Below are 17,734 nucleotides of genomic sequence, written 5' to 3'. Positions count from 1 at the left end.
GCGCTGATTACGTTGCTAGCCAGCATGGGGTTGGTCGTACCGCGGGCTTGGTCGTGCAACGTAATCAGCGTCGCCCAAGCGTTGACCGGGCGAGAAGCGGACCGCCGTACCAGGCCGGCTGAATGCGGCTCACTCCCCCTCCACCCGTCCCCGCGTTGCCTTCACCGCGCCTCGCCGCACTTTCCCATCCACCCTTCGCAACTGCGACGCCCGGGTAGGTTTCGTCGCCACGCGTGTGCGGCGCGTCACGCTGACGCGCTGGATCATCTCGTCGAGCCGTGCGAGCGCCGCCGCCCGATTCATGTCCTGCGTGCGGTGTTCCTGCGACTTGATGATGATCACCCCGTCGCGCGTGATGCGACTGTCGCGTAACGCGAGCAGGCGCATCTTGATCGTTTCCGGGAGCGACGACGCCTGGATGTCGAAGCGCAGATGAATCGCGCTGGATACCTTGTTGACGTTCTGACCGCCCGCTCCCTGCGCGCGCACGGCGCTCAGTTCGACCTCGTTCGGCTGGATCACATACTCGATCGTATGATTCACAATGCGGCCTCCGCAATGCGCGCGGCCAGACCCGAGTCACGCCGCGTAGGTGTCCGGACGGCTTGCGCAAAAACGTCCGCCGAGCCAATGACATCGACACGGTTGCGTGCCCGCGTGATCGCCGTATAAACCAGTTCCCGCGACAACATCCGGCCAAACGCGCTGGGCAGTACCAGCGCGGCGTGGTCGAATTCCGAGCCCTGCGATTTGTGGACTGTCAGCGCAAACGCCGTATCGTGCGGCGGCAATGCGGCGGGAGAGAGCATCCGCAACGTGGAGTCCGCCATGCGGAAGCAGACCTGCATCGCGCCGCCCGGCGCCGGCAGCGCAATGCCGATATCGCCGTTGAACACGCCCAGCGCGTAGTCGTTGCGCGTCACGATCACCGGTCGCCCCGCGAACCATTGAGCGCCCGCGCCCAGCGTGACCGACGCAACCGCGCGGACCCACGCCGATACCCTCGCGTTGATTTCATCCACGCCACGCGGCCCATGACGCGTGGCGGCGAGGATACGAAAGCGGTTGAGCGCATCGAAAAGCGGCGCGGCGCCGGTTCCCGCTTCAAGCGTTTCGGCAAGCGCTCGCGCGTACGGTTCGAAACCGGCGTTCAGGCGAGCCAGCGTGCGCTCCGAGAGATGAGCTCCGGCATCGTCGATGAGCAGTGCCGCTTTTGCGGGATTGTCGTGGCTGCCGGGCGTCAAGGCAGCAAGCGCGTCATCAACGGAACCGCGACGGATGGCGACCGATAACCGGCCAATATCCGAATCCAGGCCGAACCGGTAATTGCGCTGCAACCACACGACACAATCGGTCAACGGACTCACCGCGGCTTGACCGGGCGCGACAGGCGTCGCCGGATGCCAGTCGACTTCGGGCGGGCCGGCCAACATGTCGTGAGCGTGATAAGCCTCAGTGCCGTCGTCCGGGATCAGATAACCGGGCTCGTCAATCCACATGGGTTCGGTTTCAAGCAGTTCGGTTTGATCATCATCGTGGTGCGGCAACGCGGCAATAAACCGCGCGGTCGGCATCGACAACGCTGCTGCTATCCGCGCCGCGCCTGTATCGCTGAAAACCGGCTGCGCGCTCAGTTCCGCGAACACAGCGCCTGCTTCCACAGCCGCAAGTTGATCCTTGTCGCCGAGCATCACGAGCCGCGCACCGGGCGCGACCGCTTCGAGAAGATGCGCGGCGAGCGCGACGTCGATCATCGACGCCTCGTCGATCACAATCACATCGAATGGCAGCGGATTGTCACGATGATGCCGGAAGCGCCCGTTCGCCTGCGTGCCAAGCAGCCGCTGCAACGTGAACGACGTGTGCGGCAAACGCGCGGCCAACTCGGGCGGCAACACATTGGCGCGTTCTACCAGCGCCTCCTGCATACGCTGCGCCGCCTTGCCGGTCGGGGCCGCGAGCGCGATTCGCAAAGCCGGGTTTTCGTCGAGCAGGCACGCGAGCACGCCGACGACTGTTGTTGTCTTGCCCGTCCCCGGACCGCCGCTCACGATGGTGAGACGTCCCGACAACGCTACAAGCGCGGCCACGCGTTGCCAGTCGATGTTGTCATCGTCATTCTTTGATGCCGCAAAATAGCGCCCCACGCGCGCTTTCAATTCGGCCGGATCGATCGGTTTGGCAGACACTTCCGCACGTTCGACCAGCGCCCGCGCGAGCCTTCGTTCATAGTCGAAATACCGGGCGAGATAGATACGCCAGCTCGAATCTATAACGAGCGGCAGCAGGTCCGCTGCCGCTTCCCGGCCGTCACACACCACGCCGCTTGCCAGCAACGCGGCGTGTACGGTGCCGGCCGTTTCGCCATACCGCTGCGCGAGCGCAGCAAGCGCAATGCACACATGCCCTTGCGTAGTCGCGCGGCTTATGGCGAATGCCGCGCGCTGAGCCCAGCGTACGTTGCCGGCATCGCCTTGAAGGCGCTTCGATAACGCGCCTATCCGGCGCGCGAAACCATCGGCAAGCGCGACGTTGTCGTCGGGGAGGAAAATCAGGTCGGGCGCATTCATGCGGCAACTCCTTGCATCAGGCGGTCGATTGCCTCGATCAGTTCCAGCGATGGCTTGCCCACATGCACGCCTGCTGCCTTGCCGCCCTCCCGCCAACCGGGCCGTACGCCGCGCACGAACAAATACAGGTAACCGCCGATATGCCGCTCGAATGCGTAATCGCGCAACCGCACACGCAGATAACGATGCAGCGCGACCACGTAGAACAGCGCCTGCAAATGGTAGGCATGCGAGGCCATTGCCGCATCCAGAGATCCCTCGTCGTAATCCGCCGGCGTCAGCCCAAGATGATTCGACTTCCAGTCGACGATCCAGAAGTGCCCCCCGTGCTCGACGATCATGTCAATGAACCCTTTGACGAAGCCACGCAAGGTTCCGGCTTCCAGCGCGACATCGGGGAAGCCGTGCGAGACGAGCACGCGCCGCAAGGCCGAGAAATCCAGCGACTTCGCCGGGAACAGGAACTCGAGTTCATTCATGCGCCGCTTGGTGGGGATGGTGTCGAGACGCATGCCGGGTACGAGTTCGGTTGCAACTGTATCGGCGAGAAGACACGCCATCATTGCGGGCAGGTCGGCAGCCGGCGCGTCATAGGCAGAAACAGAAATGGGATGTTCATGCAACGCGCGCCCGATCGCTTCGGGCCACGTGGCCGGGTTGGTGAAGTCCGCGAGCTCGTACATCCGGTGCAGGCACTCGCCCGCCGACGGACCGCGCGGAAACGCGAGGATATCGTCGGCGGCGAGCTGGACCGGGGCTGCGGGCACCGGCGTTTCGACAGCCGCGATTGCATCGATAAGTCCGTCGTGGTCAGGACGCTCGTCGGCGGGCTGCGCCTGGTTCGATTCCTCGCGGGCACCGGCCGCGATCATCGAGCTGAAGCTCGCGGTCCGCCAACTGTCGCGCAATACGCGATGGCTGGTTCGCGGCTGCGGCACGAAGGCGGCGTCGCGATTTACCACGAGCGGTTCGCGCATATCGATCACGGGCAGGGGTTCGACGGAAATGGAGCCGGTTGCAAGCGCCTGCCAGCTTCCGATCACCTCGTCTTCCTCCGGCGGCTCGGTGAGCCAGTCGCCGAACGGATGGCCTGCGCCCGCGACCAGCCAATTGAGTACGCTGCGCCGCGACTCCTTCGCCGATTTACCGATCAGATACACCCCTCCAACCACATAACACCGGTACACGGCACGTGTGAGCGCCACATACACGAGCCGCGCGCGCTCGGCGGCCTGCTCGAGCGTGGCAAGCGCGGACGCGCGTTCACCCTCTTCGTCGGTATAGCCGTAATGCAGGATGGCCGCACCGCCGTCGTGATATTCGCGGGCATCGGGCAGACCTGTGGACGGCGGATCGCGCAACGCGCCGTCGTTCAGGAACGGACAGAACACGACGGCATACTCCAGGCCTTTCGATTTGTGCACCGTGACGATCTGCACAAGGTTGCGATCGGATTCAAGCCGCAACTGCGCATCTTCCCCACCGCCCTGCTCCGCGCGCTGTGCGGCAAGCCAGCGCAACGTGGGCGCAATGCCCGGTTGCACCGCGCCGCGCGCCTGGATCAACTCGGCCAGATGATTGACGTTGGTCAGGCGGCGCTCGCCGTCGGGACCTACGACCAGACGCTGCGCGATCAGCAACTCACGCGCGAGCGTGCGCCACATCACCGCAAACCCGCGCTCGTGCCACAGCATCCGGTAACGCGAGAAACGTTCGACCCAGCTCATGGCGTCGGTTGCGGCGGAGCCTTCAACGGCTTCGCTATGCTCCATGTTCCACAACGCGGCTGCGTCCAGCCCGAGCCAGTCCGTTGCAAGCGCCGCGCGCAGACGGCGCAGGTCACCGGGCGTATCAATAGCGGCGAGCAAACGTTCGATCTGCTCGGCATCGAACGTACCGAACACCGACGCCTGCGCCAGTTCCACGCTGCCCACACCCCAGCTCGCCAGGACGCGCTTGACGAGACTTCCCTGCCGATGCGTCTGCACAAGGACGGCTATCTGGCCGGGCGACAAGGGCTTGTCGCCTATCGTTACTTCGCCGTTTTGAGCGCCGCGCAGCAAACGCACGATCTCCGCCGCGCAGGCCTCGGCCGCATGGCGGTTGGCGTTCGTTTTCGATAGCGCGGAATCGCCTTGCGGCAACATCCACACGCAGAAATCGGCGGTGTCGGAATACGCGGCCAACGCTGTGTTGTCGTTGAACGGCTGCCGTTCACGGGTACCGGCGCGCACCGGCTGATACGTCAATCCGTCGAGGATAAACGCCGCCGGGTTCGCGCCGAAAATGCGGTTGCAGGCGTCGATGATCGGCGCAGTCGAACGCTGGTTGACCGCAAGCGTATATCTCGCCGATGCCTGCTCGCGCGCCTTCAAATACGTATGCAGGTCGGCGGCGCGGAAACTATAGATGGCCTGCTTCGGATCCCCGACCAGAAACAGCGGTCCTTGGGGCGCGAAGATACTGTTGAAGATAGCGAACTGCAGCGGGTCCGTGTCCTGGAACTCGTCGATCAACGCTGCCGGATAACGTGCCCGAAGCGCATCGGCAAGCCACGGGTTGGCGGCGAGCGCCTGATACAGGTTGGACAGCAGGTCGTCGAACGACACCACGCGCCGCGTCCGCTTGCGCGCCGCCAGTTCCAGCGGTGCATAGTCGAGCCAGTCTCGCACAATGCCAAGCCACGCCGCGCGCTGCGCTGCTTCCGCAGCGGCAGCGGCAGCGGCAAGCGTCTCGGCGTGATCGAAGAAAACGTGCGACGGCGGCTCGTTCTTCGCCTTCGTGCCCTTCTTCAACGCGCTCGCCGTGAGCTTCAGCGCTTCCTTCGGTGGCGCAGCGTGGCAGTCGTTGTCGGCGAAATAGCCGGACCACGCCGCCACCGCCGCATCGATCAGCGTGCGCTTGTGCGTGGTCTTGCTGAGCTTCGCTTCGGCGTCGATCAGCAACTGCACGATGGTGTCGCGTTCGGCGTGCCACACCGCGCACGCAGTATCGAACAACGCTTGTGCGTCCTCGCGGTGGGCGAGTTCCGACTCACCCCAACGCAACGTGGCAAGCGGCTTTTTAAGCCGGCGCGAAAGCTGTGCGTCGAGCGACGCCGGTCCCGCGCCCTTGCTCACGAGCCACGCGGCGAACGATGAATCCCTCGCGGCGGCCGGTTCGATCCGTTCACGCCAGAAGTCCGCCGCCATCTCGAAGCGCAACGCGCTGTCGTCGGCTTCGAGTTCGAACGCGAACGGCATGGTCGCTGCGAACGGCGCCTCTTGCAGCGCGCGCTGGCAAAACGCGTGGATCGTGTGGATGGCGGCCTGATCGAACGTATGCAGCGCGATCCTGATGCGCTTGAGCGCTTCATCGGGATCGATGCGTTCTAGCGTAGTCTCGAACAGGCGCTCGAGGAACGCGTCGTCCCCGGTGTCACCGGTTTCCATGGCGTGCGCGATCTGGACGAGTCGCGAACGGATACGCTCATGCAGTTCGGCGGTCGCCGCCTTCGTGAAGGTGACGACGAGGATCGCGTCGGCGGCAAGCTTCTTTTCGAGCAGAAGGCGAACGTATAACGCGCAGATGTTCCACGTCTTGCCCGTTCCCGCCGACGCTTCAATCTGGTTCACGCCGTCGAGCGAACATTCGAAGACGTCAAGTTCGTCGGCTGTTGGTGTACTTGCTTCGTTACGCATCATGCGTCGCTCCGCATGTGCCGGATCAGCGGTTCGAAGACGATCCTGGCCAACGTGACGAAGGTCTCGTCGAGTCTCAGTTCAGCGCCGCGAAACGCAATGCGCAACGCAGGATCGTCGGATTCTCCACGCGTCCGGTCCGATATCCACACGCCCTGCGCCTTGGACTCGCTCTCCCGGACCCATGTCCACGCGCTCTTCGGAAAGAACCGCAACGGCAGCCGCCGCCCGGCGCGATACAACGCGGCGAGGGTTGCCAGGTGCGCATGCGGATCGTCGACGGGCATCAGTTCAAAGCCGCTCGATTGCGCGCCACGACCGTGCCACACCGTGCGTCGCGGGCCATCAGGCAACGCGGCACAGTAGGCAAGATGGGCGAGCCACGCAGAGAGGTAGTCGCGGGCGCGCGGCACGTCGTATCGATAGATGATCTGGCCTTCGTCGGTGAGCAGGTTCAAAGTGCCGTGAAGCTGCATGGGTTGCAAGGCGTCAGTTTTCAAAGTGGCGTCGTGGCGGCCGAACAGCTCGGCATCCGGCCAACGCGGCTTGATGTCCAGCGTGAACGGCAAGCGCGCGGCACCTTCCAATGTCGCGGCCCGCACCCGGTTGGCAAGCGAATGCAATGCACCAATTTCCCGCGATTGCCACACGCCGCCCGTCGCACCGCCCGGCATTTCGGGACTCGCCCGCGCGACACGCCGCGCACGATCGAGGCCGTGGGATTCATTGTCGGCGGTGAGCTCAAGAAGCGCGGGCAGCACACGATCGGCAAGCGCGGCACGGCCCGGATATTCGAGCTCGAACGGTTCTGTATCGCCAAGTTCGGTTTCAGCGTCGAAGAGCGAGATGCCAAGCCGATCGCGCAAGATAGCGCGCGCCGGATGACGCCAGAAGCGCTCGAAGTCGTCGAATGCAACGGGCTCCACGTCTTCCGCCGGCAACGGCCCGCTAAAGAACTTCGCCGGCGGTTCGACCCTGCCGAGCGCCAGCGTTCGCGCCAGTTCCGCGCGCTCCGGCTCGTAGGTGAACAACGGCGCGCTGAAGTACTCCGGCGCGAACGGCTGCAACGGATGTTCGAACACAAAGCGGCTGCGCGCGCGCTCGAGTTCTTTCGGCGATACGCCTTCGCCCGCCACCGTTTCCGCCAGATAGTCGAGCAATTCGTCGATCAACGCTGCGGGCGGCAGCGCAGCATTGTCGCGGATGCTGCGGCCCGTGTAGGCGATCATCAACCGGTCCCGCGCCGACAACAGCAAGTCGAGAAACAGATTGCGCTCGTCGTCACGGCGTTGCCGGTCGCCAAGCTTGCCGAAACTCGCCATCAGGTCGAATTCGTCGGCGCGCGTGAGACTGGGCAACATGCCGTCGTCCATGCCGAGCAGGCAGACCACGCGATACGGCAACCCGCGCAAGCTCGTCAGCGACGAAAACGTCACGCCGCCCCATGGGACACCGCCACGCGCAGCGTCGTCGAGAGCGTCCGTGAGCGCCGTTCGCAGAACGTCGGCGCCAATTTCGGTGTCGACAGCGCCTTCGCTCATTGACAGCATCAGGGCATCGAGTGTGGAACGGACGTCGGCGATCGAGTCCGCGAACGGCAGACCGGCATCGAAGAACTGCGTGAGCGCGTCGAGCAGCAATTGCGTCCAGGCCTGCGGCGTACGCGCTGTGGCTATGCGCTCGCCAAACGCGTCGATGTCGTCAATGAACCGCGTCAGCCGGCCGAGCAATTCCGCATCCGACCCCTGCGCGCCGCCAACCGGCAACCATTCGTCGACAGGCGCACCCCCGTCGGGCAACGCATAGCCGAGGAACAGCCGCGTGAGGGCGTCGGAGAAAGTGTGACGGGCCGCGGGCACGTCGACGGCAGTGACGGCCGACGGCGTGAGCCCGCGCCGTGCGCCGGCCGCCGCAAGCCAAGTCTGCGCGGTTTCCAGCGCCACGGCGTCTATGCCATAACGCGCCGCGACCGCGTCGACCCGCAGCCATTCGATCAACTCAGGCGCGCCCACGCTGCGTTCAGGCAGCGCCAGCCAGTCGAGCAGCACACGCGCAACCGGATTTGCCTGCGACGGCGGCAAACCCGTGATGCGGTACGGAATCCGCCGGCGCTCGCCGGCCACACCAGCGGGGGCGGTGCCGAACACGCCATCGATCAGCGGGCCCGCCGCGGCAAGATCTGGAAACGCTACGAGCACATCAGACGGCTGTAGCCCGTCGATCTCGTCGAACCAGCCGAGCAAACGGTCGTGCAACACTTCGAGTTGCCGCGACAAGCTATGACACACGTGAATTTCGATACCCGGTTCGAGCGCTTCGCCGGGCTCGGCAACCTCGGTCAAATTGAGGATCGCGTTCTGCACGTGGGCCAGCCACGTCGGCGCGGGGTTCTCCTCGAAATGGCTGGCTTCCCGCGACGCCGCGCTCTCCGTCAGTTCGCGCAGCATGTGCAACTGCGCCTGCGTCTGGCGGCCCCATTCGGCGAGCAGCGGATGACCCACCTCCTGGAAGTCCAGCTTCCCCGCCAGTTCGAGTTGTTCCACCCGCGCCTCGCTCACTATGTCGAACCAGAACTCGCGGCACGGATCAATGGCATAGATCCGCACGTCGATCCATCGCGACAGCTCGCGCAGCAACGCAATATGCAACGGCGGCATGGTCGGCAACGCAAACACGCTCACACGCTCCGGCCACTCGGCCTTCATGACGGCGTCGAGATCGAGTTTCGGCGATTCGCTCAAGAAACGGTAGGCAGGCGGCGTGGGATCGTGCTCGCCGGCGTCTTGCGCCAGGTCGGCGAGCAACGCACGCCATAGCGCTGCCTGCCAGCGTTCGTCCTCGCGCTGGATGGCCGTGGCATTCGGCAAACGCGGCCCGTTTGCATCGACTGCCCCGCCGGCCGAGGCCAGGATCGACCCACCGGCCTGCCAGTGCAGCAGCCATTCCGGCCGATACGTCAGATAGTGATCGAACACCGTCGCAATACGCCGCGCGAGTTCGTAGCGCATGGAATCGTCGGCGGCGTCGAGGTAGGCGCGCAGCCGCGACGAGCTCTCCGGCGCGGTCTGCGTCATTGCACCAAGCAACCGGAAGCAGCGCCACACGAGCCGGTCAGGCGCAAACGGCGAATGCTCGGGGACGGGCAAGACGCCCCCGATCCTGGCCCACAACCATTGCGCGAGATAGCACAGGTCCACGTTTGCGCAGATGCCAAAGCGCGCGGCCATGTCCAGTTCGAGCCGGCGGCGCACCGCCGCACTCGGCACGATGATCGTCTGGCGCGCGAACGGATCGCCGCCATTCAGCGCAAACGCGGCGACGTCGTCGAGCAGCGCCTGCGACAGCGTTTCATGGCGATTCGAATAGAAAAGTTCGAGCATGGATCCTGCTAATTGAGCATGAAAGGCAACCACTCGAACGGCCAGGGCCAAGGACGTGTCGCGAGGTGAAACGACAGGATAGCAAAGGCCGTTCTTGACCGGAATTCGACCGAACGGCCTAGGTTTGGATGCCGTCGAGTTGGGTTAGACTCGAACCCACATTAAGTCAGGTCCGGGTGGCCCTATATGGGAACCCGAGATCATGCCGGGACCTGAGACACCCGAAGACCCGGGCAGCAAACTAGGAAGTCGATGCGTTACTCGCTAGAAATCAGAAAATTCATTTATAGCCAGTACTTCTTTGGTGGCTTGCGGATCGCGCTCGGCGTCTCGTTGCCGGCCATCTTGATGTTGACCGTGTTTCACAATCGTGAACTCGGCTTCACCATTGCGACGGGCGCACTGGGTGCGAGCGTCGTCGACATGCCGGGGCCGTTGAAGTACAAGCACAACGAGATGCTGGCGTGTACGGTGATCGGCTTCTTGTCGGCGCTTGCTACCGGCATAGCGAGCGCGAACGCGGTGACGCTGTGGCTGACCGTCGTGCCGCTCACCTTCGTGCTGTCGCTGGTAGTGGTGTACGGCAACCGTTGGCCGCAGATCAGCTTCGCCACGCTCTTCATGATGATCGTGACGCTGGAAGAGCATTTCACGCCCATGCAGGCGCTCGTCAACGCTTCGTGGATCCTGCTCGGCGGTCTTTGGTACACCTACTGGGCGACCTTCGTCAGCCGTTCGCTTGTCTATCGGATCGAGCGCCAGGCGTTGGCGGAAAGCGTATTCAGTTGCGCCGAGTATCTGCTCGCACGCTCGGCCTTTTACGATCTCGACGCCAATTTCGACGAGTGTTACCGAAAACTGATCGAAAAGCAGATCGCGGCGGTCGAGCGCCAGGACGCGGCACGCGACATCGTGCTGCGCAACCTGCCGAAACTGAGAAGCGGCAAGCTCGATGCGCGCCGCGTCATGCTCTTCAACCTCTTCATCAACGTGGTCGACCTGCACGAGATGTTCGTGGGTGCGCACACCGATTACCCCCTTGTGCGCAACACCTTTGGCGGGCAGGACATCCTGATCTTCTATCGCGACCTGATGAGAAAGTCCGCGCTTGATCTGGAGGACATCGGCCTGGCCGTGCTGCAAAACCGGCCGGCACGGGCACGCATCAACGTAAAGGCCGAGTTGCGCGCGATCGAATATGAACTCGACCAGATGCGCCGGCACGAGGTCCCGCAGAAGAACCCGGAGGCCTACTCGGCGGTGTCGGCCGCGTTCAGGAGGCTTTGGAGTGCCACACGGCTGATCGACCGGATGCGTCGCCAGACGCGGCATGATCCGGGCATTACCGAGACCGTGATTCGCGTCGACCCGACCTTGTCGCGTTTTGTGTCGAGCCGGCGAGTGCCGTTCATGCAGATTTTTTCAAACCTGACCATGGCCTCGCCGAGCTTCCGGCATGCGCTGCGCGTAACCATTGCAGTGGGTGTGGGGTTCTGGCTCGGACGGCTGCTGCCGCTCACCAACGCCTACTGGATCGTGATGACAACCGTCATCATTCTCAAGCCCGGGTATTCGCTCACCAAACAGCGTAACGTGCAGCGGATCATCGGCACCGCTATCGGCTGCGCGGCGTGCGTCGGGTTGATCCTGGTCGTGAAGGACCCTCATGTATTGCTGATCGCCATGTTCGCCTGCATGGTCATGAGCTACAGCCTGCTGCTCTTCAACTACACGGCGAGCGTGGTGTTCACGTCGGGCTACGTGCTGCTGATGCTGCATCTGCTTGCGCCGGGCGGCATGCGGCTGATCGGCGAACGGGCGATCGACACAGTCGTTGGATGCGCCATTGCGATTGCCGCCAGCCATCTGTTTCCGTACTGGGAATACCGCCTGATGGGCAAACAGGTGCGCGACATGATCGGCGCCATGCGCAATTATCTTGAAGCAAGCTGGTGGTGGACCGGCAAGCCCGGCGCTCAGGCGGAAGCCAGGAGCGCGGCGGACGCCAATCTGTTCGCCGATGCCAACGCGGCAACGGCGCAAGCAGCGACGACTGCGCTTGCGCAGGTGGAAGCCGGTAAGGCGGAACTCGCGACAGCGGGGGATGCTGCTTCCTCCGGCGCGATAAATGGCGACGATGCCGGCCGGGCACCAGTCGTGAACAACCCGGCGGCCGCTTTGGCCGAATCAGCGGTATCGGATGGAAACAGTGCTGCGGTGCAAACCCTCCCGGACACAACGGCAGGTCGGCTTGAACCGGCGGCCGCCGCAGCAGGTGACAAGCCTCCGGCCGGGGCATCGAGGAAGAAAGCCGTCCCCGGCGAAAGTGCGACCGTGACCGCCATTTCTGGCGCCTCCGCCGCGGCAGCTGTGGCAGCGGAGGCGCTCGACAGCGACTTCCGCTATCGCCTCGCGCGCAAGAACGTGCATATCGCGTTTGCGAATCTCGGCCAGGCGTTTCAGCGCATGATGCTCGAGCCGAAAGCGCAACAAAGGTTCGTGCCTGAACTCAACGATCTGCTGATCCGCAGCCACGTGCTCGCGTCGCAAATCACGGCGGCGGGGCCGTTGTTGCAATCGGTAGGGAAGTCCGCTGCGGGGCATGCCGCGCAACCCGTGCAGCGCGCGCTGAGCGTTATCCGCGACAATCTAACGCAGGCGCAGGACGGTGTGCCCGCTCCCGAAGATCAGGCCGAGCAGTCAAAGCTGCTCACGCGCGAACTGGATTCAATGGTGGTTGCTGCGGAGCGCGCCCAGGATATTCCGGCCGATGCCGTCCAGGATCTGAAGCTGCTTGCGCATCAGTGCAAGCAAATGCTGACGGCGTCACTGCTGATTCGCAAGGACGCGAGCCTGATCAATCTGCCGGAGTGACGGCTGGAGCATCGCCGCCTGAAGCAACGTAACGCGTAAGCGGCAAACCGCGCCAGCGTTACTGGGAAGCGCCCGTCGCAGGCGCGGCGGGTGCCGCGGCGCTCGCGGCCTCCTGCGGATTCTCTCTTTCGTACTCGCGCTTGTCACGGATCGCATTGAAGAACAATGTGCCGATCACAAGCAGCACCACGACCACGATGAGGATACTGATTCCGAAGGTAGGGTTCTTCCGCGTCGGGGCCTTTTTGCGGCGGTCATCGGTCATGAAATCGAAGCTCTGAGTGGGATTGGACGAAGCACACGATCTTACCCGACATGGATTTCAGAAGGGTTGCGCCAGCCTTGCGTCCACCTCGCAGGACGCGTTCCACATCGAGCTCAAAACCTTAGTTCCCGGTGACCCCGAGTGGCGCGCGCACAGGCAGCGCGGTGGAATATTTGATCTGTTCCATCGCGAAACTCGAACTCACGTCGTAAAGCGGTACCGCGCGGATCAGCGTCTTGTAGACGCGGTCGTAGTCGTCGATATCCGACACCACCACGCGCATCAGATAGTCCGTCTCCCCGCTCATCCGATACACCTCGACGACTTCGGGAATGTCGCGCACCGCGCGCGTGAAATCCTCCGCCCAGGTCTGCGTGTGCTGATTCGTCTTCACCGCGACAAAAACCGTTGTTCCCACGCCCAGTTTGCGCGGATCGCACAGCGCGACCTGCGCGCGAATCACGCCGGTTTCCTTCAGCCGCTGCACGCGCTTCCAGCATGGCGTCTGCGAGAGATTGACGCGCGTCGCCAGTTCGGCAATAGGCATTGTCACGTCCTCTTGCAACAGCTCCAGCAACTTGCGATCGATAAGGTCCATGCCCACAGCCCGCCCCTTATAGGAAATTATTCTACTTTTCCGTGCCTTGACGAAATTATATGGAAACTTTTTCCACATGCAAACCGGTATAAAAGAGGCACGGCTTTCCGCTCCTTTCTCCCTGATTCCGCCTCCTTGACGAGCCTCGCCATGACTCTTGCCATGACTCTTGCCACGACTCCTGCCATTGATACACGATCACCCCTCGCACGCTTGTCCGAAGCACTCGATCAAGCCTGCCGCCTCGATCCGTCCTCGGCGGGATTCGCGCTTGGCGTGCGCTCGGCGCTCCATGACTTGTCCCGGGAAGCCGGCCTGTTGTCGGACGCGCAGCGTGAAGGCGGGGCGGATTGTTATCGCCGGCATTTGCTCGCGGCCGATCCGCTCGGCCGCTACGCCGTTGCCGCGCTCGTCTGGCAAGCCGGTCAGGCAAGCCCGGTGCATGGTCATCACACCTGGTGCGCTTATACGGTGATCGAAGGAACCCTGTCCGAGACGCTCTACGCGTGGGATGCGAACGCGAACCGGGCAGTTGAAACGCGCCGCCACGAGCGTACACGCGGCGCGGTGTCATTTGTCGGCGCCGGCCGTGGGGCAATTCACCAGTTGGGCAACGCCTCGACGGCCGGACAGACCGCCGTCTCGCTCCACATCTATGGCGTGCCCGCCGCGCGCATTTCGACACACGTCAACGACCTCGTGATGGTTGCCGCATAGCGCGCGTCGGCGTCGAGTCAGACGGAAATAGCCGCGGAACCACGCTACGCTTTCCCCGGCTCGGACGCCGTCGGAATCTGCGGCGGCACTTGCACGGATTGATCGGTCGGCGGCGGCGCGGGCTGGGAGTTGTGCGAAATATCGCGGGCCATGGCTGCCGCGCTGCGCTCCACCGGCGACAACGGAGCCGCTTCTGTGAACTCCTCGACATCGTCCAGAACGGTGTCCATGCCACCAGATTCCCGCGATACCCGCAGTTGCATCTGCGGCACTGGAACGTCCATGCCGATCTCGTCCATCTTGCGCTTGACCCTGACGTTAAATGCTCGCGCGACGCTCCATTGCTTCAGCGGCAGGGTCTTGATCTGCCCTTTCATGACCATCCAGTTGGGATCGAAACGGTCCAGTCCCCACACTTCGATTGGCCCAAGCATCTCGCGCCGGTATCGAAAATCGGCCATCAATTCCGCGCCGACCTCACGAATCATCTGCGTGATCTGGTCGACGTCGGCGGAAAACGGTATCCGGACTTCGAACACCGCATAGGCAAAATCGCGCGACAGGTTCTTCACCACCTTGATCTGCGAAAACGGAATGGCGTGAATAGCGCCCTGCCCATCGCGCAGCCGCACGGTGCGGATGGTCAGGGTCTCCACCACGCCCGCATGGCCGCCATCGACCTCGATCGAATCGCCGACAGAAATGGTGTCCTCGATGATGATGAAAAGTCCCGTTATCAGATCGGCCACCAGTGACTGCGCACCAAAGCCCACCGCCAGCCCGATCACTCCGGCGCCGGCAAGCAGCGGCGTCACGTTCAGCCCGAGATTGGCGGCGGTAATGATCGCGGCGACAGTCAGCAGACCCACGAACACGACGTTGCGGATCAGCGGCAGCATGGTGCGCGCACGCATGCTCGGACCACGCCCTTTACCGCGCGGCGTGTTCGGATTCAGCGCCTCCTGAATCCCCGTATCGATCAGGATCCACACCAGCCAGGCGATAAGAATAGTCAGCAGGATTGCGCTCACCGCGTGCGTGATGCCACGTGCAGCAACGCTTTCCTCCGCCAGCTGGGTGAGCGAAAACCCCCAGAAACGCGAAGCGAGTTCAATGAAGGCCACCCAGATCATCAGCACGATCATGCGGCCGAAGAACTTGAAAAGCCGTCGTACATACGCCGATTGCCGGCGCGTCTTGCGCTGCGGCAGTCGCGTGACGCGCAACACAACGGCGCTGAGAAACAGTCCGACCACCAACAAGCCGGCGGTTGCGATCGCCATCTGCAGCACGTTCTCGGAGGTCCCGATGCCCGCCAGCGTCGCGATCACCGAAGCCGATGCGAGCAGCAGCATTGGCACCTGCCAGAGCGAGCCGACCACCTCGAACGTTTCGGTCGCGGCCTTGTGCTGGCTGCGCTGTTCATACGACCGGCTGCGGATCAGATGGGACACGGGCCGCCGGAACGCCAGCGTGAAATAGCCGGTCAGGATGGCCGCTCCCATGTTCGCGACCGTCGACAGGAGCCCTGACAGATTCGTGCCGAGCTGTTGCGCCACGTCGTAGTTGGACGCGGCGTCGCCGAGTGCGCCGAGCGTCCCGATCAGGAACAACAGGCGACGCGCATGTAGGATCAGCAGATGCACCGCCACCCGGCGATGTGCCGACCCGAACAGCGAGAACATGATCAGGCAGATCGATGAAAACACGGCGCCCGCGACAATTGCGTACGCCGTGACCATGGCGAGCGTTCGGCCAAGCGACACGGGCATCAGCCGCACAAAAGTGAGCGCCGCGATGAACGCGAACAGGTAGGGCCCGACCCGCCGTAACGTGAAGATCAGAAGCTCACTGGTGGTCGGATTGGCGCGCAGTCCGAAATGAACGTTGTAACGCGCATGCAAGTACCGCTGGAAGTAGACCAGCAGGAAAGCGCAAACGCCCCAACCTGCCAGCATCAGGCAGTAGTTGAGCAGCGTGTGGCCAAAGCTCTCGCGGCTCTGGCCCGAGACAATGGTGAAAAGCTCGTTGCCCGCGGCGTTCAGACGGCCGCCCCAATAGTTAAGCGGCGTGCGGCCACGGCTGAAGTCGTCCTCCAGACTCGACAGCCCCGACGCGATCGCTCCGAGCAACCCGGTTTTCGGCGTGATGGCGGCAACGACCGCCGACGCCGCCGACGTTGAACTCGCGGACGACGCCGCCGCCACCTCCGGCAGCACCGCTGCGCCGGAGCCGTCGGACGCGGCGGCTGAGTCGGCCGGTTGTGCGGCGGCCTGGGCGTCACGCTTCGCGTCGCGAAGCTTTTTCAACTGCGCGACCAGTGCCGTGCGCTCCCGGTCGTTGTCCAGAGTGGAGATGACCGTGTCGAGCGAGCGCGTCAGATCCGCGTCGCCGGCCGGGCTGGCCGTGGCGTCCGCCGTACCGGAAGCCGCCGCGGACGCTGAGCCCGGGCTGGGTGCCGCCGGTTTGTTGATGAGTTCCTGGAACGACGGCAACGTGAGCGCCGGAGGGGCAGCGCTAGCGTTCAGGGAGAAAACAGAGAGCGCCGAGCTGACCAACGCGGCCAATACCAGCGCGACAGCGAGCGCCCGGATGCGGCTTGGTTTCATGGCGGTGCGCAATACGCAAAAGAGGTAAAAGACCGCCAGTTTAGCCGCTGCGCCGAAATTATCTTTAGACAAAACGGTCACGCAGGTAACGAGATGTTAGCCCGGGGACACCGCAATCACCGCGTTGAAGACCGTTGCACGCTCCATGGTCCGAGCCGGCGGCCACCTATTTGTCCATATCCGTGCGCGCATTTCCAGGGTCCGCCGACGTAGCGGACGAACCATTCGAAGTGCCACTCGACGAACTGCCCGCACCCGTTCCCGACGCTCCGCTTTGACCTGTGGCCGAGCTCGCGGACCAATCCTGCAACTTGCGGCCGGCGGACTGCAGGCCCGCGCCGGTGTCGCTCGCGGCATTGACAATGGCCGCGTTTGTCGCACTTGCCGCGCCTGCCAGATTCGCCCGCGCGGCTGCGGCCACACCGCTTGCCGACATATCCGGCAAGGTGCCTGCGGACTGCAGGTTCTGCTGCGCGGACTGCTTGACCGAGTCGACCTGCTGGCCGACATAGTTCGCAGCCTGATCGAATTTCTGACCGGCCTGGCTGGCTACATCATTCAACGCCCCCGCGGCCTGCCCCGCCGCGGCGTCATGCTTCTCGCATGCCGCGAGTAGTCCGAGCGCAACCACAGCGCCCGCCAGCCGGTTCATCCAGTTCTTTTGCATCGTCATGTCCTGTTGGGCGAGCGATCCACCCGCCGCCCGGTTGTTACATCCGTCACCTTCATCACATCCGTCACATTCACCGCTGCAACGGCTCACTCACTACCCATGATAACCGTGTGCGCCAGCCCGCTTCCTTCGACCCCAGCGATGCTGGCGGTTCGGCCAGGTTTCGGGGGCGTTCCGGGCAATTCGCAGCAACGCCACCGGCGCCACTCCGCAACATGCACGATCGGCCCCGCTTTAAGACGCTTCTGATTCATTTCATCGACAACGGTTCTTAGAGGGCAGTTCAAAAAGGCTGCTCAGTTCGGCTGAAGATGTTCCAGCAGACGAGTGAGCAGGCTAGTTTGAGGAATGCTTCGTGAATGTCAGAT

At 63.6% G+C, this 17,734-nt stretch carries 10 protein-coding genes; 2 read left to right on the top strand and 8 right to left on the bottom strand.

Annotated features, from left to right (window positions below):
- Positions 1–129: 129 nt before the first annotated feature.
- Genes arfB through recC form a run of 4 tightly spaced genes read right to left on the bottom strand, consistent with a single transcriptional unit; the run spans position 130 to position 9,630 of the window.
- Positions 130–543, bottom strand: a complete 414-nt coding sequence (gene arfB, locus ABH944_RS34765; protein ID WP_404612361.1) for an alternative ribosome rescue aminoacyl-tRNA hydrolase ArfB — start codon at positions 541–543, stop codon at positions 130–132.
- Positions 540–2,570, bottom strand: a complete 2,031-nt coding sequence (locus ABH944_RS34760) for an AAA family ATPase (RefSeq protein ID WP_404612359.1) — start codon at positions 2,568–2,570, stop codon at positions 540–542. Before ABH944_RS34760 ends, arfB begins: the two co-directional genes overlap by 4 nt.
- Positions 2,567–6,253: an exodeoxyribonuclease V subunit beta gene (recB, locus tag ABH944_RS34755; protein WP_404612357.1), complete on the bottom strand. Its 3,687-nt coding sequence runs from the start codon at positions 6,251–6,253 to the stop codon at positions 2,567–2,569. The genes ABH944_RS34760 and recB overlap by 4 nt, the downstream gene beginning before the upstream one ends.
- Positions 6,250–9,630, bottom strand: coding sequence for an exodeoxyribonuclease V subunit gamma (gene recC, locus ABH944_RS34750; RefSeq protein WP_404612356.1), 3,381 nt, complete (start codon positions 9,628–9,630; stop codon positions 6,250–6,252). Before recC ends, recB begins: the two co-directional genes overlap by 4 nt.
- 252 nt (positions 9,631–9,882) lie before the next feature.
- On the opposite strand from recC, the gene ABH944_RS34745 reads away from it, so the two are divergent.
- Complete coding sequence (locus tag ABH944_RS34745) at positions 9,883–12,504, top strand: FUSC family protein (RefSeq protein ID WP_404612355.1); 2,622 nt, start codon at positions 9,883–9,885, stop codon at positions 12,502–12,504.
- A 58-nt stretch (positions 12,505–12,562) separates the two neighbouring features.
- On the opposite strand, the gene ABH944_RS34740 is transcribed toward ABH944_RS34745, so the two are convergent.
- Positions 12,563–12,769, bottom strand: a complete 207-nt coding sequence (locus tag ABH944_RS34740; RefSeq protein ID WP_062087866.1) for a hypothetical protein — start codon at positions 12,767–12,769, stop codon at positions 12,563–12,565.
- Between the two features lie 121 nt (positions 12,770–12,890).
- Complete coding sequence (locus ABH944_RS34735) at positions 12,891–13,373, bottom strand: Lrp/AsnC family transcriptional regulator (protein WP_062087868.1); 483 nt, start codon at positions 13,371–13,373, stop codon at positions 12,891–12,893.
- 144 nt (positions 13,374–13,517) lie between these two features.
- On the opposite strand from ABH944_RS34735, the gene ABH944_RS34730 reads away from it, so the two are divergent.
- Entirely contained in the window at positions 13,518–14,084 is a 567-nt protein-coding gene (locus ABH944_RS34730) for a cysteine dioxygenase family protein (protein WP_404612352.1), read from the top strand.
- Positions 14,085–14,128: 44 nt separating this feature from the next.
- Here ABH944_RS34730 and ABH944_RS34725 read toward each other — a convergent pair whose 3' ends face one another.
- Both ABH944_RS34725 and ABH944_RS34720 read right to left on the bottom strand, forming a co-directional pair.
- Complete coding sequence (locus tag ABH944_RS34725) at positions 14,129–16,693, bottom strand: mechanosensitive ion channel family protein (protein ID WP_404612350.1); 2,565 nt, start codon at positions 16,691–16,693, stop codon at positions 14,129–14,131.
- 166 nt (positions 16,694–16,859) lie between these two features.
- On the bottom strand, positions 16,860–17,360 hold the full coding sequence (locus tag ABH944_RS34720) for a BCAL1086 family glycoprotein (RefSeq protein ID WP_404612349.1): 501 nt from the start codon (positions 17,358–17,360) through the stop codon (positions 16,860–16,862).
- Positions 17,361–17,734 lie beyond the last annotated feature (374 nt).

This window comes from Caballeronia udeis, assembly GCF_044909315.1.
Taxonomy (GTDB): Bacteria; Pseudomonadota; Gammaproteobacteria; order Burkholderiales; family Burkholderiaceae; genus Caballeronia; species Caballeronia udeis_A.
This window is presented reverse-complemented; position numbering and strand designations above follow the sequence as displayed.

Coding starts and splice junctions, on each gene's coding strand:
- ABH944_RS34760 (WP_404612359.1), bottom strand. CDS start 2,570: ATGAATGCGCCCGACCTGATTTTCCTCCCCGACGACAACGTCGCGCTT.
- recB (WP_404612357.1), bottom strand. CDS start 6,253: ATGATGCGTAACGAAGCAAGTACACCAACAGCCGACGAACTTGACGTC.
- recC (WP_404612356.1), bottom strand. CDS start 9,630: ATGCTCGAACTTTTCTATTCGAATCGCCATGAAACGCTGTCGCAGGCG.
- ABH944_RS34745 (WP_404612355.1), top strand. CDS start 9,883: ATGCGTTACTCGCTAGAAATCAGAAAATTCATTTATAGCCAGTACTTC.
- ABH944_RS34740 (WP_062087866.1), bottom strand. CDS start 12,769: ATGACCGATGACCGCCGCAAAAAGGCCCCGACGCGGAAGAACCCTACC.
- ABH944_RS34730 (WP_404612352.1), top strand. CDS start 13,518: ATGACTCTTGCCATGACTCTTGCCACGACTCCTGCCATTGATACACGA.
- ABH944_RS34725 (WP_404612350.1), bottom strand. CDS start 16,693: ATGAAACCAAGCCGCATCCGGGCGCTCGCTGTCGCGCTGGTATTGGCC.
- ABH944_RS34720 (WP_404612349.1), bottom strand. CDS start 17,360: ATGCAAAAGAACTGGATGAACCGGCTGGCGGGCGCTGTGGTTGCGCTC.